Raw genomic sequence first — 17,855 nt, forward strand, 5'->3', positions numbered from 1 at the left:
GATAAGTTGATGCGTGGGTGATGAAGGAATGCGCGGACGCAGGCGTCCCCGCGCCGGGTGCGTACCGGCGTTGTTCGTTGCTGGAGGCGGTGCTACTTGCCGCCGGGCTTGGGTGGCGCGGTGGGAAAACGCGCCACGTAGTAGGCGAGGGTGTCGAGGTCTTCTGGCGCCATGCGGCCCACGGCCTCGCCCATCGCCTGCGTGTAGCCCGGGCGCTTGCCGCTGCGGAACTCCTGCAGCGTGAGCGCGAGGTATTCCTCGCGCTGGTGCGCGATGCGCGGCACCTGCTGGCCGCCGCTCAGGTCGGCGCCGTGGCAGATCACGCAGCGGTTCTCCTGCGCGAGCGCCTGGCCGCGCGCCATGCGCGCCGCGTCGGGCGGCGCGGCGGCGGCGGCCGGCGCCAGCGCGGGCAGCGTCGCGATGAAGTCCGAGAAGCCGCGCAGGTCCTCGTCCTTCATCGTCTTGGCGACCGCGGTCATGGCCTCGTTCGCGCGCCGGCCCTCACGGAACAGGAACAGCTGCGTGATCGCGTATAACGAATGCTGGCCCGCGAGCGAGGGAACGCCCTGCATCTCGCTGCGACCGTCGGCGCCGTGGCAGGCGGCGCACAGCGCGGCGTAACGCTCGGCATAGACCTTGGCGCCCGATGCCGCCGCCGGCGCGGCCTTGGGTTGCGCGCCCCTGGTCGCCTGCGCGAACGCGGGCAGGGCCAGCGCCCACAGCATCGCCACCGTCGCCGCCATCGCCGTGTGCCTCGTCATCCGGCGCGCCTCACTTGCCGCCGTAGCTGATGCGGTAGATCGCACCCGCGTGGTCGTCGCTCACCAGCATCGAGCCGTCCTTGAGCACCAGGAAGTCCACCGGCCGGCCCAGGTAGGTGTTGTTCTCGACGAAGCCGGTCATGAAGGGCTCGACCTTCGCGCCGCCCTTGCCGTCGGGCCAGGCCACCGCGATGTCGGCGTACTTGGTGGTGCGGTTCCAGGGGCCGTGGCGCGCGATGAACATCGCGCCGCGGTACTTGGCCGGGAACATCTTTCCTTGATAGAAGGTCATGCCCAGCGCCGCGGCATGCGGGCCCAGCAGCGCGGCGGGCTTGGCGTAGTCGGCGCAGCTCTTGCCCCAGCCGAATTCCGAATCGAGGATGTTGCCCTGGTGGCAGTACGGATAGCCGAAGTGCTGGTCGGCCTTGGTCACCACGTTGAGCTCGTCGTTGGGCAGGTCCTCGGAGAGCCAGTCGCGCCCGTTGTCGGTGAACCAGAGGTTGCCGGTCTTCGGATCGAAGTCGAAGCCCACCGTGTTGCGCACGCCGCGCGCGATGGTCTCGATGCCGCTGCCGTCGAGGTTCATGCGGAAGATGCGCGCATGCGCGTCGTCGGGCTCGCAGAGGTTGCAGGGCGCGCCGACCGCGTAGTAGAGCTTCTCGTCGCGGATGCGCAGGTAGCGCCAGCTGTGGTCCTGGCCGCCGGGCAGCTTGTCGTAAAGCACCACCGGCTGGCCGGGGTTGTCGAGCTTGTCCTCGATGCCGTCGTAGCGCTGGATCTGCTTGTGCGTCGCGAGGTAGAGCGCGCCCTTGTGGAATTCGATGCCGGTGGCGAACTCGGTCTTGTCGACGATGGTCTTCGGCTTGCGGTCGCCCTTCTCGGCAATGGCATAGACCTTGTTGCCGACGAACAGCGTGCTCACGAACACCGTGCCCTTGGCGCCCTGGCGCAGCGAGCGCGCATCGAGCACGCCCGAGGCCCAGGTCTCGACCTTGAAGCCCGGCGGAAGCTTGAACTTCGCAGTGGGCAACTGGTCGGCCGCAGTGGGGATGGGGAAGGAAGGCACGGGCGCCAGCCGCGTGGCCGCGTCGTTCTTGGGCCGGCCCTTGGCCCAGCCGGGTTCCTCGGTGGGCGGCTGCTGGGCCCAGGCGGCGCCGGCCGCGAGGAGCAGGGAGGTTGCAAGGGTCGCGAGCACCGCTGACATCGAATGCGGGCGCAGTCTGGCCATGTCGTGTCTCCTTCTCGTTGTGGTGGCGCTTTCGTCGGGGGCGGCGAATTCACGCCGGGCGCCAGTGTGCGGAGCTTGCGGCCCGGCTTCAATAAAATAAGCGAGCTAAGCGATATGAACGGCATGCATATTGAAACCATAGACCTCAACCTGCTGCGCCTCTTCGATGCCGTCTACCGCGCGCGCAGCGTGAGCCGTGCCGCCGAGTCGCTGGGCCTGACCCAGCCCGCGGCCAGCCACGGCCTGGGCCGGCTGCGGCTGCTGCTGAAAGATGCGCTGTTCACGCGCGCCCCTGGCGGCGTGGCGCCCACGCCGCGCGCCGAGCGCCTCGCCGCCGCGGTGCAGGCCGCGCTCGCGCTGCTCGAGGAGGCGCTGCACGAGCCCGCGCGCTTCGAGCCGCAAGCCTCGCGCAAGGTCTTTCGTATTCACATGAGCGACATCGGCGAGGGCCGCTTCCTGCCCGCGCTGATGGCGCGGCTCGGCGAGCTCGCGCCCGGCGTGCGCATGGAGACGCTGCCGCTCGCGCCTGGCGAGATCGCGCCCGCGCTCGACAGCGGCCGCGTCGACTTCGCCTTCGGCTTCCTGCCCAAGGTGCGCGACACGCAGCGCCTGCACCTGCTGAAGGACCGCTACATCGTGCTGCTGCGCAAGGGCCACCCGTTCGCGCGCGGCCGGCGCACCAGCCAGGCGCTGATCGAGGCGCTGCAGACGCTCGAGTACGTGGCGGTGCGCACCCATGCCGAGACCCTGCGCATCCTGCAGCTGCTGAACCTCGAGGACCGCGTGCGCCTGACCACCGAGCACTTCATGGTGCTGCCGGCCATCGTGCGCGCCACCGACCTCGCGGTGGTGATGCCGCGCAACATCGCGCGCGGCTTCGCGCAGGAGGGCGGCTACGCGATCGTCGAGCCGGCCTTTCCGCTGCGCGACTTCACGGTGTCGCTGCACTGGAGCAAGCGCTTCGAGGCCGACCCCGCGAACCGCTGGCTGCGGCAGGTGATCGCGGAGCTGTTCGCCGAGCGCGCGGGCCGTGCCGAGCGCTGAGCCGGCTCAGCGAAAGAACGCGCGCAGGTAGTCCGCCGCGGCGTCGGAGATGCCGACGATCTTGTCGGTGGCCTGGCGGTAGAACTTGAAGTTGAGCTCGGTCTCGGGCCGGCCGTCGTTCCAGTCGGCATGGGGCTTGAGCTCGCGCCGCCCGAGCGGCGCCTTGGCAAGCGCGGTGCGCCGCACCTCGATGCTCACGCGCGGCGTCTGCCGCTCGAGGTCGGGCAGCAGCGGCAGCGCCTCGGCCGCGGTCACGATGCCCATCGCGACCAGGCCGGCGCCGCCCGCGTTCTCGCTCGCGAACACGAACACCGTGTCGCCGGGCGCGATCTGCCTGCCGCCGTACATGGTCTTCTGGGCCGCGAATTCGAAGCGCGTGGCGCGCGGGTCGGCGACCTCGGTCTTGATCGCGTAGCAGGGGCGTGGGGACGGGGCTTGCGGCATCGATGCTAGTTTCCATCAGCCGCGAATACCCCCGCGCCTCAAGGCAGGTTCTCCCTGAAGATCACCACGCTGCGCGTCGTCTCCACCCCGCTGAGCACGTCGCGCCCCTCGCGCAGGTTGGTGAAGATGCGCACGCAGCTCATCAGGGTCGCATGCGGGCTTTGCGTGATCACCGCGTCCATGCTGCCGTCGATCAGCAGCGCGCGCGTGTCGGGCGTGAGGCCGTGGCCGATGAAGGCCACCTTCTGGTCGCGCTGCGCTTCCTTGAGCGCGCGCGCCACGCCGTCGGAGGCGCCGCCGATGTTGTAGATGCCCGCGAGTTCGGGATGCTGCTCGAGCAGCGCGCGGGTCTGGCGGTAGTTCTTGTCGGCATCGTCCTGGCCCTCGCGCAGGCCCACCACCTGCAGCGGCTCGAACATCTCGTCGATCACCTGCAGGAAGCCGGCCTCGCGCTCCTGGTGCGCGCTGTAGCGCAGGCTGCCCGCGATCAGCGCGACCTTGGCGGCGCGCGCTCCGATGAAGCGGCCGATGAGGTAGCCCGCGGTGCGGCCGGCGGCGCGGTTGTCCAGCCCGATGTAGGCCGCGCGCTGCGAGTTCGCGAGGTCCGAGATCAGCGTCACCACCGGCACGCCGCGCGCGGCCAGCGCGGCCACGGCCTCGCGCACGGCCGGATGCTCGAGCGCCATCATCGCGATGCCGTCGCAGCGCCCGCCCAGGCGCAGCAGCGCGGCGGCCAGCGCCTCGGGGTTGAAGCTCTCGGTGAGCTCGGTGCGGCACACCACGTTGAACGGCGCCCAGTGCTCCTGCGCGTAGCCGACCATGTCGCCGAGCATGCGGATGAAGCGGTTGGTGCCGCTGGGCAGCAGGAACACCAGCCGCAGCGGCCGCGGCGCCAGCGCCGCGTAGAGGTCGCGCTCGGGCAGGTAGCCGAGTTCGGCGGCGGCCTTGAGCACGCGCTGCACGGTGGCGTCGCGCACGCCGGGGCGCTTGTTGAGCACGCGGTCGACGGTGGCGGTCGAGACCTGCGCGGTGCGCGCGATGTCGGCCACGGTGGCGCGCGCCGCGGCGCCATCGGCCGGCGCGGAGGATTGGTTTGAAGGGTTAACCCGCATACATCAAAAACCATCAAACCGTGGTTTGACGGTACAGGGTGAGGCCTATATCTTCGAGGAAATTCAATCAATGATGCATCAATTCGCATCATCCACACAACGGAGACACAGCATGGCACCGGTCACCCGCCGCAGCGCGATTCGCACCCTGTCCGCCCTTCCCGCCATCGCGGCCGTTCCGGCCGCCGGCGTGTTCTCGGCCCTGCCGCGCACGGCCCGCGCGGCGGAGTTCTCGTACAAGTACGGCAACAACCTGCCGCTGAGCCATCCGCTGAACATCCGCGCGCAGGAGGCGGCCGACCGCATCGCCAAGGAGACCAACGGCCGGGTCGAGATCAAGATCTTCCCGAACAACCAGCTCGGCGGCGACACCGACATGCTGGCCCAGGTGCGCTCGGGCGGCATCGAGTTCTTCACGCCCTCGGCGCTGGTGATCGCCACGCTGGTGCCGGTGGCCGCGATCAATGCGGTGGGCTTCGCCTTCGCCGACTACAAGCAGGTCTGGGCCGCGATGGACGGCAAGCTCGGCGCCCATGTGCGCGGCGCGATCGCCAAGTCGCGCCTCTACGCCTTCGAGAAGATGTGGGACAACGGCTTCCGCCAGACCACCAGCAGCAAGGCCGCGGTCGCCACCGCCAAGGACATGGATGGCCTGAAGATCCGCGTGCCCGTGAGCCCGCTGTCGATCTCGATGTTCAAGGGCCTGGGCGCCGCGCCCGCGAGCCTGCAGTTCAGCGAGGTCTACTCGGCGCTGCAGACGAAGATCGTCGACGCGCAGGAGAACCCGCTGCCGATCATCCAGGTCGCCAAGCTGTTCGAGGTGCAGAAGTTCTGCTCGCTCACCAACCACATCTGGGACGGCTACTGGTTCATCGCCAACGGCCGCGCCTGGGACGCGCTGCCCGCCGACCTGAAGACCGTCGTCGCGCGCGCCATCAACGAAGCCGGCCTGCAGCAGCGCGAGGACATCCGCAAGCTCAACGAGTCGGTGGTCGGCGACCTGCAGGCCAAGGGCCTGACCATCAACCGCCCGGCGGCCGACAGCTTCCGCGCCAAGCTGCGCGACTCGGGCTTCTACGGCGAGTGGAAGGGCCGCTTCGGCCCCGAGGCCTGGGCGCTGCTCGAAGAGGCCGTGGGCAAGCTGGCCTGAGCGTCACCCATGTCCTCGCACGTGCTTCCCGCCGACGCGCTCGCCCCTGGTGGCGCCGCCGTGGCCCATCCGAACGCGCTGGCGCCGCTGGCCGGCCGCCTCGACCGCAGGCTCGGCGGCACGGTGGAGTCGCTGGCCGCGCTGCTGGTGCTGGCCGAGATCGTGGTGCTGTTCGCGGGCGTCACGGCGCGCTATGCCTTCCATGCGCCGCTGGTGTGGTCCGACGAGCTGGCCTCGATCCTGTTCCTGTGGCTGTCGATGCTCGGTGCCGTGGTGGCGCTGCGCCGCGGCGAGCACATGCGCATGACCGCCTTCGTGGCGCGGCTGCGGCCCGACACGCGCGCGCTGTTCGATACCTTCGCCATCACGGCCTCGGTGGCCTTCCTCGCGCTGGTGGCCTGGCCGGCCATCGACTACGCGCACGAGGAGTCCTTCGTCGTCACGCCCGCGCTCGAGATCAGCAATGCCTGGCGCGCCTCGGCCATCCCCGCGGGCATCGCGCTGATGGGGGTGGTGGCGCTGCTGCGGCTGCTGCGCGTGTGCACCTTGCGGCAGATCGCCGTGGCCGCGCTCGGCACCGTGGCGCTCGTGGCCGCCTTCTGGCTCGCGGGGCCGGTGCTGGCGCCGCTGGGCAAGCTCAACCTGCTGATCTTCTTCGTCGGCGTGGTGGCCTTCACCGTGTTCGCCGGCGTGCCGATCGCCTTCTCGTTCGCGCTCGCCACCTTCGGCTACCTGGCGCTGACCACGCGCACGCCGATGCTGGTGATGGTGGGCCGGCTCGACGAAGGCATGTCGCACCTGATCCTGCTGGCGGTGCCGCTGTTCATCTTCCTCGGCGCGCTGATCGAGATGACCGGCATGGCGCGCGCCATGATCCAGTTCCTCGCGAGCCTGCTGGGCCATGTGCGCGGCGGCCTGTCGTACGTGCTGATCGGCGCCATGTACCTGATCTCGGGCATCTCGGGCTCGAAGATCGCCGACATGGCGGCCATCGCGCCGGTGCTGTTCCCCGAGATGACCCAGCGCGGCGCCAAGCCCGGCGACCTGGTGGCGCTGCTGTCGGCCACCGGCGCGCAGACCGAGACCATCCCGCCCTCGATCGTGCTGATCACCATCGGCTCGGTCACCGGCATCTCGATCGCGGCGCTGTTCACCGGCGGCCTGATGCCCGCGGTGGTGCTCGGCGCCATGCTCTGCGTGGTGGTCTGGTGGCGCTACCGCCGCGAGGACCTGAGCCGGGTGAAGCGCCACGGCGCGCGCGAGATCGGCAAGCTGCTGCTGGTGGCGCTGCCCGCGGTGCTGCTGCCCTTCGTGATCCGCGCCGCGGTGGTCGAGGGCGTGGCCACGGCCACCGAGGTCTCGACCATCGGCATCGTCTATTCGGCGCTGGTCGGCCTCTTGATCTACCGCCAGTTCGACTGGCGCCGGCTGCGCCCGATGCTGGTCGAGACCGCCTCGCTCTCGGGCGCCATCATCTTCATCGTCGGCTGCGCCACCGCCATGGCCTGGGGGCTCACGCAGTCGGGCTTCTCGCAGGACCTCGCGAAGCTCATGGCCGGCATACCGGGCGGCGCCTACGGCTTCCTCGCGGTCTCGATCGTGGCCTTCATCGTGCTGGGCAGCGTGCTCGAGGGCATTCCGGCCATCGTGCTGTTCGGGCCGCTGCTGTTCCCGATCGCCAAGGCGGCCGGCGTGCACGAGGTGCACTACGCCATGGTCGTGATCTTCGCGATGGGCATCGGCCTGTTCGCGCCGCCCTTCGGCGTCGGCTACTACGGCGCCTGCGCCGTCAGCAAGGTCGATCCCGACGAGGGCATCCGCCACATCTGGGGCTACATGGCCGCGCTGCTCGCGGGGCTGGTGCTGGTCGCCGCGATCCCGTGGTTCTCCACCGGTTTTCTCAAAGTCTGACAACAACACGCACAACGGAGCGCGCAAGAAAATGAGTCGATTCCTCGGCGAGATCCGCCAACTGGGCTATGTGGTGCCCGACATCGAGGCCGCCATGGACTACTGGAGCCGCGAGCTCGGCGTCGGTCCCTGGTTCTACAACCCCAAGGTGCCGATCCGCAACTACCGCTACAACGGCGAGGCGCACGAGCCGCACAACTCGGTGGCGCTGGCCAACTCGGGCTATGTGCAGGTCGAGCTGATCCAGACCCGCAACGACGTGCCCTCGATGTACCGCGACTTCCTGCGCGCGGGCCGCACCGGCCTGCAGCACGTGGCCTACTGGACCGCCGACTACGACGCCGACCTCGCGCGCCTCACGGCGCAGGGCTTCAAGCCGGTGATGAGCGGCGAGGTGGGCGAGCGCGGCCGCTTCATCTACTTCGACACCGAATACCACCCGGGCACCGTGATCGAGCTGTCGGAAGTGGCCGGGCCGAAGGGGAAGATGTTCGACCTGATTCGCGCGGCCTCCGAAGGCTGGGACGGCAGCGAGCCGGTGCGGCCCTTCCCCGACCTGTCGAAGCTCTGATGACGATGGCGCAGGCAGAACAGCGCATCCGCGCGCGCTACCGCATCGAGACGCCGCTCGAGCCGGCCGCGGTGGCCGAGGTGATGGCGGGCGAGCAGTCGTGCGGCACCTTCACGCGCGTCGAGGGCGAGACCGACGACCTGCGCGCGCGGGCGCGCGCCACCGTCGAGGCCATCGACGAGCTCGAGCCGGCCGCGGCGCCCAGCCTGCCCAATGCGCTGCTCGAGCGCCAGGGCCGGCGCGGGCCGTGGCGGCGCGCGCTGGTCGACATCTCGTTTCCCGTCGCCAACATCGGCGCCAACCTGCCGACGCTGGCGGCCACGGTCGCGGGCAACCTCTACGACCTCGGCGAGGTCACGGGGCTGCGGCTCGAATCGCTGCAGCTGCCCGCGGCCTACCGCGCGCGGTTCGAGCGGCCGAGTCACGGCGTGGCCGGCACCCGTCGTGCCACCGGCGTGGAATCGGGCGCGCTGGTGGGCACCATCATCAAGCCCAACGTCGGCTTCTCGGCCGCGCAGACCGCCGAGCTGGTGGCGCGGCTGTGCGCCGCCGGCGTGGACTTCATCAAGGACGACGAGGTCTCGGCCGATCCGCTGCATGCACCGCTGGCCGAGCGCGTGCCGGCCGTGATGGCGGTGGTGCGCGACCATGCGCAGCGCACCGGCAAGCAGGTGATGGTGGCCTTCAACATCACCGACGAGACCGACGCCATGAAGCGCCATGCCGACCTGGTCGAGCGCGAGGGCGGCAGCTGCGTGATGGCCAGCCTCAACTGGTGCGGCCATTCGGGCATCCAGACCCTGCGGCGCCATACGCCGCTGGCGCTGCACGGCCATCGCAACGGCTACGGCGCGCTGTCGCGCCATCCGCTGCTGGGCATCTCGTTCCAGGCCTACCAGGCGCTGTGGCGGCTGGCCGGCGTCGACCACATGCACGTGCACGGGCTGCAGGGCAAGTTCTCGCAGCCCGACGCGGAGGTGATCGAGTCGGCGCGCGACTGCCTGGCGCCGCTGGTGGCGGGCGAGGGCGCCTTCGATGACCGCGTGATGCCCGCCTTCTCCTCGGGCCAGTGGGCCGGCACCGTGGCGCCGACCTGGGCCGCGGTCGGCAGCGACGACCTGCTGTTCATGTCGGGCGGCGGCATCCTGGCCCATCCGGGCGGCGCGGCCGCGGGCGTGGCGAGCATCCGCCAGGCCTGGGCCGCGGCGCGCGCGGGCGTGCCGGTGGCCGAGGCCGCGCGCGAGGCGCGGGAGCTGGCGCAGGCGCTGGCCTTCTTCGGCGCCCAATGAGCACGCCGGTGCCGCTCGCCTACTACGGCGACGACTTCACCGGCGCCACCGACACGCTCGCCACCGCGGCGCGTGCCGGGCTGCGCGCCTTGCTGTTCCTGCGCGTGCCCGACGAGCCGCTGCTCGCGCGCGCCGGTCCGCTCGACTGCCTGGGCATCGCGGGCGCGGCGCGCTCGATGGCGCCGGACGCGATGCGCGCGGAACTCGCGCCGGTCGCGCGGCTGATGGCCGGGCTCGGCGCGCGCGTTCTGCACTACAAGACCTGCTCCACCTTCGACAGCGCGCCCGGCGTCGGCAACATCGCCGTCGCCATCGAGGCGCTGCGCCCCGCCGCCGGCCAGCCCTGGACCGCGATCGTCGGCGGCCAGCCGAACCTCGAGCGCTACTGCCTGTTCGGCCACCTGTTCGCCGCGGCCGGCAGCGGCGGCATGGTGCACCGCATCGACCGCCACCCGACCATGAGCCGCCATCCGGTCACGCCGATGCGCGAGTCGGACCTGCGGCTGCATCTACAGGCGCAGGGCCTGGGCGAGACCGCGCTGCTGCCATACCCACGGCATGCGGCCACGGGCGAGGCGCTGGCCGCCGTGCTGGGCGAGCAGCCCGAGGCCGTGCTGTTCGATGTCGCGCGGCCCGAGGACCTCGAGGCCATCGGCGCGGCGCTGTGGCCGCTCGCCACCGCCGAAGCGCCGCTGCTGGCCGTCGGCCCGAGCAGCGTGGTGCAGGCCTTCGCGCCGCGGCTGGCGGATGCGCCCGCGGCGCCGGCCGCCGTGGCGCCCGCGCGCGGCCCGGTGTTCGTGCTGGCCGGCAGCCTCTCGCCAGTCACGGCGCGGCAGGTGGCGGCCGCGCGGTCCTTCGAGGTCGTCTGGCTCGACGCGGCGCGGCTGGTCGACCCCCATTCCGATCATCTGGCGCAGTCCGCGCGCGAGCTGGCCGACCGGCTCTCGACCGGTGCCCATGTGCTGGCCTGCACCGCCACCGAGGCCGCGCGCGCCGGCCACACGCGCGTGCCCGCGCGCGCGCTGGCCGAGGCCGGCGGCGAACTGCTGGCGCGCGTGCTCGCGGCCGTGCCGCTGTCGCGCGTGGGCGTGGCCGGCGGCGACACCTCCAGCCTCGCCGTGGGCGCGCTCGACGCCTGGGGCCTGTCCTACCTCGCGCAGCTCGCGCCCGGCACCGCGCTGTGCCGGCTGCACAGCGAGGCGCCGGGGCTCGACGGGGTCGAGATCATGCTCAAGGGCGGGCAGATGGGGTCGCAGGACGTGTTCGAGCGCCTGGTGCACGGCACCGGCGGCTGAGCGGGCGCCAGGCCCGTTTTTTCGGCGCGGCCATGGCGCCCGCGCCCCCATGGCACGAGAATTGCCCCGGAATCCAGGGTTTCCCCGTACGTCGCATACCGGGCCCCGCATACGCAATATGGGCACCACGGTATGCGTGCGGCGGCGCAAGCCGCTAACGTCCAGGCCTGGCCACCACGCGCCACCCCACGAGCACGACAGCATGAGTACCGAGAGCAGCAGCCACAGCCCCAGCCAGCCCATTCGATTCTTCCATCGCGGACAGGTCGTCGACGTCAGTGGCGTCCACCCGACCCGCTCGGTGCTCGACTGGCTGCGCGAGGACGCGCGCTGCACCGGCACCAAGGAGGGTTGCAACGAGGGCGACTGCGGTGCGTGCACCGTGGTGATCGGCGAGCTGGCCGAGGCCGGCGCGCCCGACGCGGTCGGCGGCCTGCGGCTGCAGACGGTCAATGCCTGCATCCAGTTCCTGCCCACGCTCAACGGCAAGGCGCTGTTCACGGTCGAGGACCTCAAGGACCAGTGCCAAGCTTCGCAGGCAGCCCCGGCCCCCGCACTTCAAGAGGGCGACAAGCGCCCGCACCCCGTGCATTGCCTGCACCCGGTGCAGCAGGCGCTGGTCGACTGCCACGGCTCGCAGTGCGGCTTCTGCACGCCGGGCTTCGTGATGTCGCTGTGGTCGGCCTACGAGCATCACCAGGCGCGCGGCACGCAGCCCTCGCGCCAGCAGCTGGCCGACGACCTCTCGGGCAACCTGTGCCGCTGCACCGGCTACCGCCCGATCCTCGACGCGGGCCAGCGCATGTTCGACCTGCCGCCGGTGCGGCTGGACAGCCGCGCGGTGGTGGCCGCGCTCACCGCGCTGAATCCGCCCTCCGGCGCCACGGGCTTCGAGTACGCGGCCCCGCTGGGCGCGCGCATCGACCGCTTCCACGCGCCGCGCTCGCTCGAGCAGCTGGCCGCGCTGCGCGAGCAGAAGCCGCGCGCGCAACTGCTGTCGGGCTCGACCGACGTGGGCCTGTGGGTCAACAAGCAGTTCCGCGACCTCGGCGACATCATCTACGTGGGCGACGTGCCCGAGCTCAAGACCGTCGAGGTCCGCGGCGACCACCTCTATATCGGCGCGGGCGCCTCGCTCGAATCGGCCTTCGCGGCGCTGGTCGAGCGCGTGCCCAGCCTGGCCGACGTCTGGCTGCGCTTCGCCTCGCCGCCGATCCGCCATGCCGGCACCATGGGCGGCAACGTGGCCAACGGCTCGCCGATCGGCGACTCGCCGCCGGTGCTGATGTCGCTCGACGCCGAGATCGAGCTGCGCCGCGGTGCCGAGGTGCGCCGCATGCCGTTGCCCGACTTCTACGTCGACTACATGAAGAACCAGCTGCAGCCCGGCGAATTCGTGCAGGGCCTGTGGCTGCCGCTGGCCGCGATGCGCCGCCAGGTGCGCGCCTACAAGATCAGCAAGCGCTTCGACTGCGACATCTCGGCGCTGTGCGCGGGCTTCGCGCTCGAGCTCGAGCCCGGCGGCAACAAGGTGAAGGCCGTGCGCCTGGCCTTCGGCGGCATGGCCGCCACCGTGAAGCGCGCGGCGCAGGCCGAGGCCGCGCTGGTCGGCAAGCCCTGGACCCAGTCCAGCGTGAACGCCGCCAAGCTGGCGCTGGCGCAGGACTTCAAGCCGCTGTCCGACATGCGTGCCTCGGCCGACTACCGGATGCAGGTGGCGCAGAACCTGATCCAGCGCCTGTGGCTCGAGACCCGGGCCGAGGATGCGCTGCCCGGCAGCGCCACCAGCGTCTGGAGCGTGATGCCGCACGCCGCCACCGCCAAGCCGGCCGCGCAAGGAGTCTGAGACCATGAACAAGCCCCTCGATGCCCGCCTGCTGCAACCCGCAGAGGCCTTTGCCGACTACCTGAAGAACACCGCCGCCCGCATCGACCAGGGTGCCGAGGCGCTCGCCCACGACCAGGGCGTGCGCGTGGGCATCAGCCGCCCGCACGAATCGGCGCACCTGCACGTGGCCGGCGAGGCCACCTACATCGACGACATCCCCGAGATCGCCGGCACCCTGCATTGCGCGCTGGGCCTGTCGCCCGCGGCCAACGGGCGCGTCACGGCGCTGTCGCTCGACGCCATCCGCGCCATGCCGGGCGTGGTGTCGGTGATCACGGCCGACGACATCCCCGGCACCAACGACTGCGGCTCGATCATCCACGACGACCCGATCCTGCTGTCCGTGAAGGACGGCGGCGAGATCCGCTACCTGGGCCAGCCGGTGTTCGCCGTGATCGCGCGCACCCGCGACGCCGCGCGCCGCGCCGCCGCGCGCGCCAAGGACGCGCTGACCATCGAGGCGCAGCCGCCGGTGCTCACGCCGCAGGACGCGCATGCGCGCGGCCAGTACGTGGTGCCGCCGATGCACATCGTGCGCAGCGGCGGTGCCGCCAACGGCGGCGACGAGGCCGCGGTGCGCGCCGCCATCGCGGCCGCGCCGCGCCGGCTCAAGGCCACGCTCGACGTCGGCGGGCAGGAGCAGTTCTATCTCGAGGGCCAGATCAGCTACGCGATCCCGAAGGAGGGCGGCGCGCTGCACATCCACTGCTCGACCCAGCATCCGAGCGAGATGCAGCACCTGGTCGCGCACGCGATGCACCTGCAGTCGAACGAGGTGCACGTCGAGTGCCGGCGCATGGGCGGCGGCTTCGGCGGCAAGGAGTCGCAGTCGGCGCTGTTCGCCTGCGTGGCCGCGGTGGCCGCGAGCAAGCTGCGCCGCCCGGTCAAGCTGCGGCTGGACCGCGACGACGACTTCATGGTCACGGGCCGGCGCCACTGCTTCTGGTACGAGTACGAGGTGGGCTTCGACGACGAGGGCCGCCTGCTCGGCGCCGAGATCACCATGGTCTCGCGCGCCGGCCACTCGGCCGACCTGTCGGGCCCGGTGATGACGCGCGCGCTGTGCCACTTCGACAACGCCTACTGGCTGCCCAACGTCAGCATGCACGGCTACTCGGGCAAGACCAACACGCAGAGCAACACGGCCTTCCGCGGCTTCGGCGGCCCGCAGGGCGCGATCGCGATCGAGAACATCATGGACTCGGTGGCGCGCGCGCTGGGCCGCGACCCGCTCGACGTGCGGCGCGTCAACTTCTACGGCAAGGGCGAGAACAACGTGACGCCCTACCGCCAGACCGTGACCGACAACATCGTGCACGAGCTGGTGGCCGAGCTCGAGGCCACGAGCGACTACCGCGCGCGGCGCGAGGAGATCGCCGGCTTCAACGCCGCGAGCCCGGTGCTCAAGCGCGGGCTGGCGCTGGCACCGCTGAAGTTCGGCATCTCGTTCAACGTCAAGCACTTCAACCAGGCCGGCGCGCTGGTGCACGTCTACACCGACGGCTCGATTCTGGTGAACCACGGCGGCACCGAGATGGGCCAGGGCCTGAACACCAAGGTGGCGCAGGTGGTGGCGCACGAGCTCGGCGTGAGCTTCGAGCGCGTGCGCGTCACGGCCACCGACACGACCAAGGTCGCGAACACCTCGGCCACGGCGGCCTCGACCGGCGCCGACCTCAACGGCAAGGCCGCGCAGGACGCCGCGCGCCAGATCCGCGAGCGGCTGGCGCAGAGCGCGGCCGAGCGCCATGGCGGCGAGCCCGGCGCGGTGCGCTTCGCCAACGACAAGGTCGAGGTCAACGGCCGCACGCTGGCCTTCAGCACCGTGGTGGGCGAGGCCTACCTCGACCGCAAGCAGCTGTGGTCCGACGGCTTCTACGCCACGCCCGGCCTGAGCTGGGACAAGGACAAGATGCAGGGCCGCCCGTTCTACTACTACGCCTACGGCGCGGCGGTCAGCGAGGTGATCGTCGACACGCTGACCGGCGAATGGAAGCTGCTGCGCGCCGACATCCTGCACGACGCGGGCAAGTCGCTGAACCCGGCGGTCGACATCGGCCAGGTCGAGGGCGCCTTCATCCAGGGCATGGGCTGGCTCACGACCGAGGAACTGGTGTGGCATCCGCAGAGCGGCAAGCTCACGACCCACGCGCCCAGCACCTACAAGATCCCGACCGCCAACGACTGCCCGCCGGTGTTCAACGTGCGGCTGTTCGAGGGCCAGAACTTCGAGGACTCGATCCACCGCAGCAAGGCCGTGGGCGAGCCGCCGCTGCTGCTGCCGTTCTCGGTCTTCTTCGCGATCCGCGACGCCGTGTCGGCCGCGGGCGGCCACCGCGTCGACCCGCCGCTGCGCGCGCCCGCCACGAGCGAATCGATCCTGCGCGCCGTGACGGCCGTGACGACATCGCAGGTGGAATGAGCGCCGAGAACACGGATTTCCGGACGCAGAGGACGCGAAGATTTCGCAAAGAACGCAAAAGAAGCCAGATTGAACATTGCCATGTCTTCCTTTTGCGTCCTTCGCGGATCCTTCGCGTCCTCTGCGTCCGGCTGTCCGATCCCGCTCCCCGGCTGTATAACGCCTCGCATCGACCACTTCCGTGCGAGCGGCCATGAGAGACCAGGCGCTTTTCGACAAGATCGACCTTCACCTGATCCGGGTGCTGCACACCGTGCTGACCGACCGCAGCGTCTCGCGCGCCGCGATCCGGCTCGGGATGTACCAGCCGGCGGTGTCGGCCGCGCTCAAGCGGCTGCGCGAGCTCTCGGGCGATCCGCTGCTGGTGCGTTCGGGCTCGGGCATGGTGCCCACCGATGCGGGGCTGCGCATGATCGAGCCGGCCGCGAGCATCCTGCGCGCGGCCGAGATGCTGTTCTCCGATGCGCGCGGCTTCGACCCGCAATCGGCCAGCACCACCTTCCGCATCGCGGCCAGCGACTACATGGACCCGATCTTCCTGCCCATGCTGGTGGCGCAGGTCAAGCGCGAGGCGCCGCTGTGCCACATCGAGATCCATCCGCTGTCGCCCGACTCCGACTACCACGGCCACCTGTCGCTGGGCCAGGTCGACGTGGTGATCGGCAACTGGCTCAAGCCACCCGAGGACCTGCACATGGCACGCCTGTTCGGTGACGAGGTGGTGTCGCTGGTGAACCAGGACCATCCGGCGGTGCGCCGCGGCTGGGACCTCGAGACCTGGCTGCAGGCCGAGCACATCGCGCCCACGCCCATGCACCCGGGCGGGCGCGGCATCATCGACCAGATGCTCGACGAGCTCGGGCGCCAGCGCAACATCACGGCGCGCTGCGCGCACTTCGGGCTGATCCCCGACATGGTGGCCTCGAGCCTGCTGGTGCTGACCACCGGCCGCCAGTACTGCGAGCGCTTCGCCGCGCGGCTGCCGCTGAAGATCCTCGACTGCCCGGTGGCGCTGCCGCGGCTCATGTACTACCAGCTCTGGCACGAGCGCACCCACTCGTCGAGCTCGGCGCGCTGGCTGCGCGAATGCATCAAGGACGTGGCGGCCTCGCTGCGTCCGCCCACCCCGCCCGCGCGCGATGCGCGCGATCCGCCGCCCCTGGGCGCCTGACGGCGCCGGCTCCCTCACCACCAGAACCCCAAGGACCTCGAGGCGCGACCGAGCTCGCGCCAGGGACGGGCTCGGCCCGCTTTTTCTTCAGAACGACGCCGCACGACGCGACACGAGACAACACATCCCGGAGACAAGAAACCCATGAACTGGATCGACAAGGTGTTCAAGCTCAACGAACACAACACCACCGTGCGCACCGAGGTCATCGCGGGGCTCACCACCTTCCTGACGATGGCCTACATCATCTTCGTCAACCCATCGATCCTCGGCGACGCGGGCATGCCCAAGGGCGCGGTCTTCGTGGCCACCTGCCTGATCGCGGCGCTGGGCACGCTGATCATGGGCCTGTACGCCAACTACCCGATCGCCATGGCGCCGGGCATGGGCCTGAACGCCTACTTCGCCTACGTGGTGGTGCTCGGCATGGGCTACACGTGGCAGACCGCGCTGGGCGCGGTCTTCATCTCGGGCTGCCTGTTCCTGATCGTCACGGTCACGGGGCTGCGCGAGCTGTTCATCCAGGGCATACCGCAGTCGCTGCGAACGGCGATCACGGTGGGCATCGGCATGTTCCTCGCGCTGATCGCGCTCAAGAGCGCGGGCGTGGTCGCGGCCTCGCCGGCCACCTTCGTGACGCTGGGCGACCTGCACTCGGCGCCGGTGGTGCTGGCCACGCTGGGCTTTTTGATCATCGTGGTGCTCGACAAGCTCAAGGTGCGCGGCGCGATCCTGATCGGCATCGTCACGGTCACGGTGCTGTCCTTCTTCTTCGGCGGCAACAAGTTCCACGGCGTGTTCGCGCCGCCGCCGTCGATCGCGCCCACCTTCATGCAGCTCGACATCCTGAGCGCGCTCAAGGGCGGCATCCTCAACGTGGTGCTGGTGTTCTTCCTGGTCGAGATGTTCGACGCCACCGGCACGCTGATGGGCGTGGCCAAGCGCGCCGGCCTGCTGGTGCCCGGCAAGATGGAGCGCATGAACAAGGCGCTGCTGGCCGACAGCGGCGCGATCTTCGCGGGCTCGCTGCTCGGCACCTCGAGCACCACGGCCTACGTGGAGAGCGCGGCCGGCGTGCAGGCGGGCGGTCGCACCGGCCTCACGGCCGTGGTGGTGGCGGTGCTGTTCCTGGCCTGCCTGATGATCTCGCCGCTCGCGGGCTCGGTGCCGGCCTATGCCACCGCGCCGGCGCTGCTGTTCGTGGGCTGCCTGATGCTGCGCGACCTGGTCGAGCTCGACTGGGAGGACACCACCGAGGTCATCCCCGCGGCCGTGACCGCGCTGGCCATGCCCTTCACCTACTCGATCGCCAACGGCCTGGCCTTCGGCTTCATCACCTACGCCGTGCTCAAGCTGTTCACCGGCCGGGCACGGGAAGTGCATGCCATGGTGTGGGTCATCGCCGCCATCTTCCTGTTCAAGTTCGTCTACGTGACGGGCCACTGAACCCGAAATCAGCCGAAGCCCCGGAGTCGGGGTCTTCCATCGCCCGGATTCCGTGGGCACGCTATTAAACTTATAGCTATCGACGTACATCGGAACCCGCGAGACGAGGCCCATTCCTGTACC

Annotated in this window: 14 protein-coding genes; 10 read left to right on the forward strand and 4 right to left on the reverse strand. The window is 70.6% G+C overall.

Annotated features, from left to right (window positions below; genetic code table 11):
* Positions 1-92: 92 nt before the first annotated feature.
* Positions 93-761, reverse strand: coding sequence for a c-type cytochrome (locus KV106_RS14335; RefSeq protein ID WP_261210804.1), 669 nt, complete (start codon positions 759-761; stop codon positions 93-95).
* 10 nt (positions 762-771) lie between these two features.
* On the reverse strand, positions 772-1,989 hold the full coding sequence (locus tag KV106_RS14340; RefSeq protein ID WP_172705586.1) for a PQQ-dependent sugar dehydrogenase: 1,218 nt from the start codon (positions 1,987-1,989) through the stop codon (positions 772-774).
* Between the two features lie 114 nt (positions 1,990-2,103).
* Here KV106_RS14340 and KV106_RS14345 point away from each other — a divergent pair, with 114 nt between their 5' ends.
* Positions 2,104-3,033 carry a LysR family transcriptional regulator gene (locus tag KV106_RS14345; RefSeq protein WP_093340459.1) on the forward strand — a complete coding sequence of 310 codons (930 nt, stop codon included), beginning with the start codon at positions 2,104-2,106 and terminating at the stop codon, positions 3,031-3,033.
* Positions 3,034-3,039: 6 nt separating this feature from the next.
* Here the strand turns inward: KV106_RS14345 and KV106_RS14350 are convergent, their stop codons facing one another.
* Together KV106_RS14350 and KV106_RS14355 are read right to left on the reverse strand one after the other, a co-directional pair.
* Positions 3,040-3,477, reverse strand: coding sequence for a hypothetical protein (locus tag KV106_RS14350; RefSeq protein WP_261210805.1), 438 nt, complete (start codon positions 3,475-3,477; stop codon positions 3,040-3,042).
* Between the two features lie 38 nt (positions 3,478-3,515).
* Positions 3,516-4,589, reverse strand: a complete 1,074-nt coding sequence (locus tag KV106_RS14355; RefSeq protein WP_057592014.1) for a LacI family DNA-binding transcriptional regulator — start codon at positions 4,587-4,589, stop codon at positions 3,516-3,518.
* A gap of 112 nt (positions 4,590-4,701) precedes the next feature.
* On the opposite strand from KV106_RS14355, the gene KV106_RS14360 reads away from it, so the two are divergent.
* The 9 genes from KV106_RS14360 (at position 4,702) to KV106_RS14400 (ending at position 17,732) form a co-directional block, all read left to right on the forward strand.
* Positions 4,702-5,739, forward strand: a complete 1,038-nt coding sequence (locus KV106_RS14360; protein ID WP_203202321.1) for a TRAP transporter substrate-binding protein — start codon at positions 4,702-4,704, stop codon at positions 5,737-5,739.
* A 9-nt stretch (positions 5,740-5,748) separates the two neighbouring features.
* Positions 5,749-7,650: a TRAP transporter large permease gene (locus KV106_RS14365; RefSeq protein ID WP_261210806.1), complete on the forward strand. Its 1,902-nt coding sequence runs from the start codon at positions 5,749-5,751 to the stop codon at positions 7,648-7,650.
* 31 nt (positions 7,651-7,681) lie between these two features.
* Positions 7,682-8,221 (forward strand): VOC family protein, encoded by a 540-nt coding sequence (locus tag KV106_RS14370; RefSeq protein ID WP_057592011.1) that lies wholly within the window; start codon positions 7,682-7,684, stop codon positions 8,219-8,221.
* A 5-nt stretch (positions 8,222-8,226) separates the two neighbouring features.
* Positions 8,227-9,510, forward strand: a complete 1,284-nt coding sequence (locus KV106_RS14375) for a ribulose-bisphosphate carboxylase large subunit family protein (protein ID WP_409976521.1) — start codon at positions 8,227-8,229, stop codon at positions 9,508-9,510.
* A complete protein-coding gene (locus KV106_RS14380) occupies positions 9,507-10,805 on the forward strand; it encodes a four-carbon acid sugar kinase family protein (protein ID WP_261210808.1) in 1,299 nt (432 codons plus the stop codon). The genes KV106_RS14375 and KV106_RS14380 overlap by 4 nt, the downstream gene beginning before the upstream one ends.
* A 202-nt stretch (positions 10,806-11,007) precedes the next feature.
* Positions 11,008-12,651 (forward strand): xanthine dehydrogenase small subunit, encoded by a 1,644-nt coding sequence (xdhA, locus tag KV106_RS14385; protein WP_261210809.1) that lies wholly within the window; start codon positions 11,008-11,010, stop codon positions 12,649-12,651.
* A 4-nt stretch (positions 12,652-12,655) separates the two neighbouring features.
* Entirely contained in the window at positions 12,656-15,115 is a 2,460-nt protein-coding gene (xdhB, locus tag KV106_RS14390; protein ID WP_261210810.1) for a xanthine dehydrogenase molybdopterin binding subunit, read from the forward strand.
* A 193-nt stretch (positions 15,116-15,308) separates the two neighbouring features.
* A complete protein-coding gene (locus KV106_RS14395; protein WP_057592004.1) occupies positions 15,309-16,286 on the forward strand; it encodes a LysR family transcriptional regulator in 978 nt (325 codons plus the stop codon).
* 144 nt (positions 16,287-16,430) lie between these two features.
* Positions 16,431-17,732: an NCS2 family permease gene (locus KV106_RS14400; protein WP_093340442.1), complete on the forward strand. Its 1,302-nt coding sequence runs from the start codon at positions 16,431-16,433 to the stop codon at positions 17,730-17,732.
* Positions 17,733-17,855 lie beyond the last annotated feature (123 nt).

Source organism: Variovorax endophyticus (assembly GCF_025376855.1).
GTDB lineage: Bacteria > Pseudomonadota > Gammaproteobacteria > Burkholderiales > Burkholderiaceae_C > Variovorax.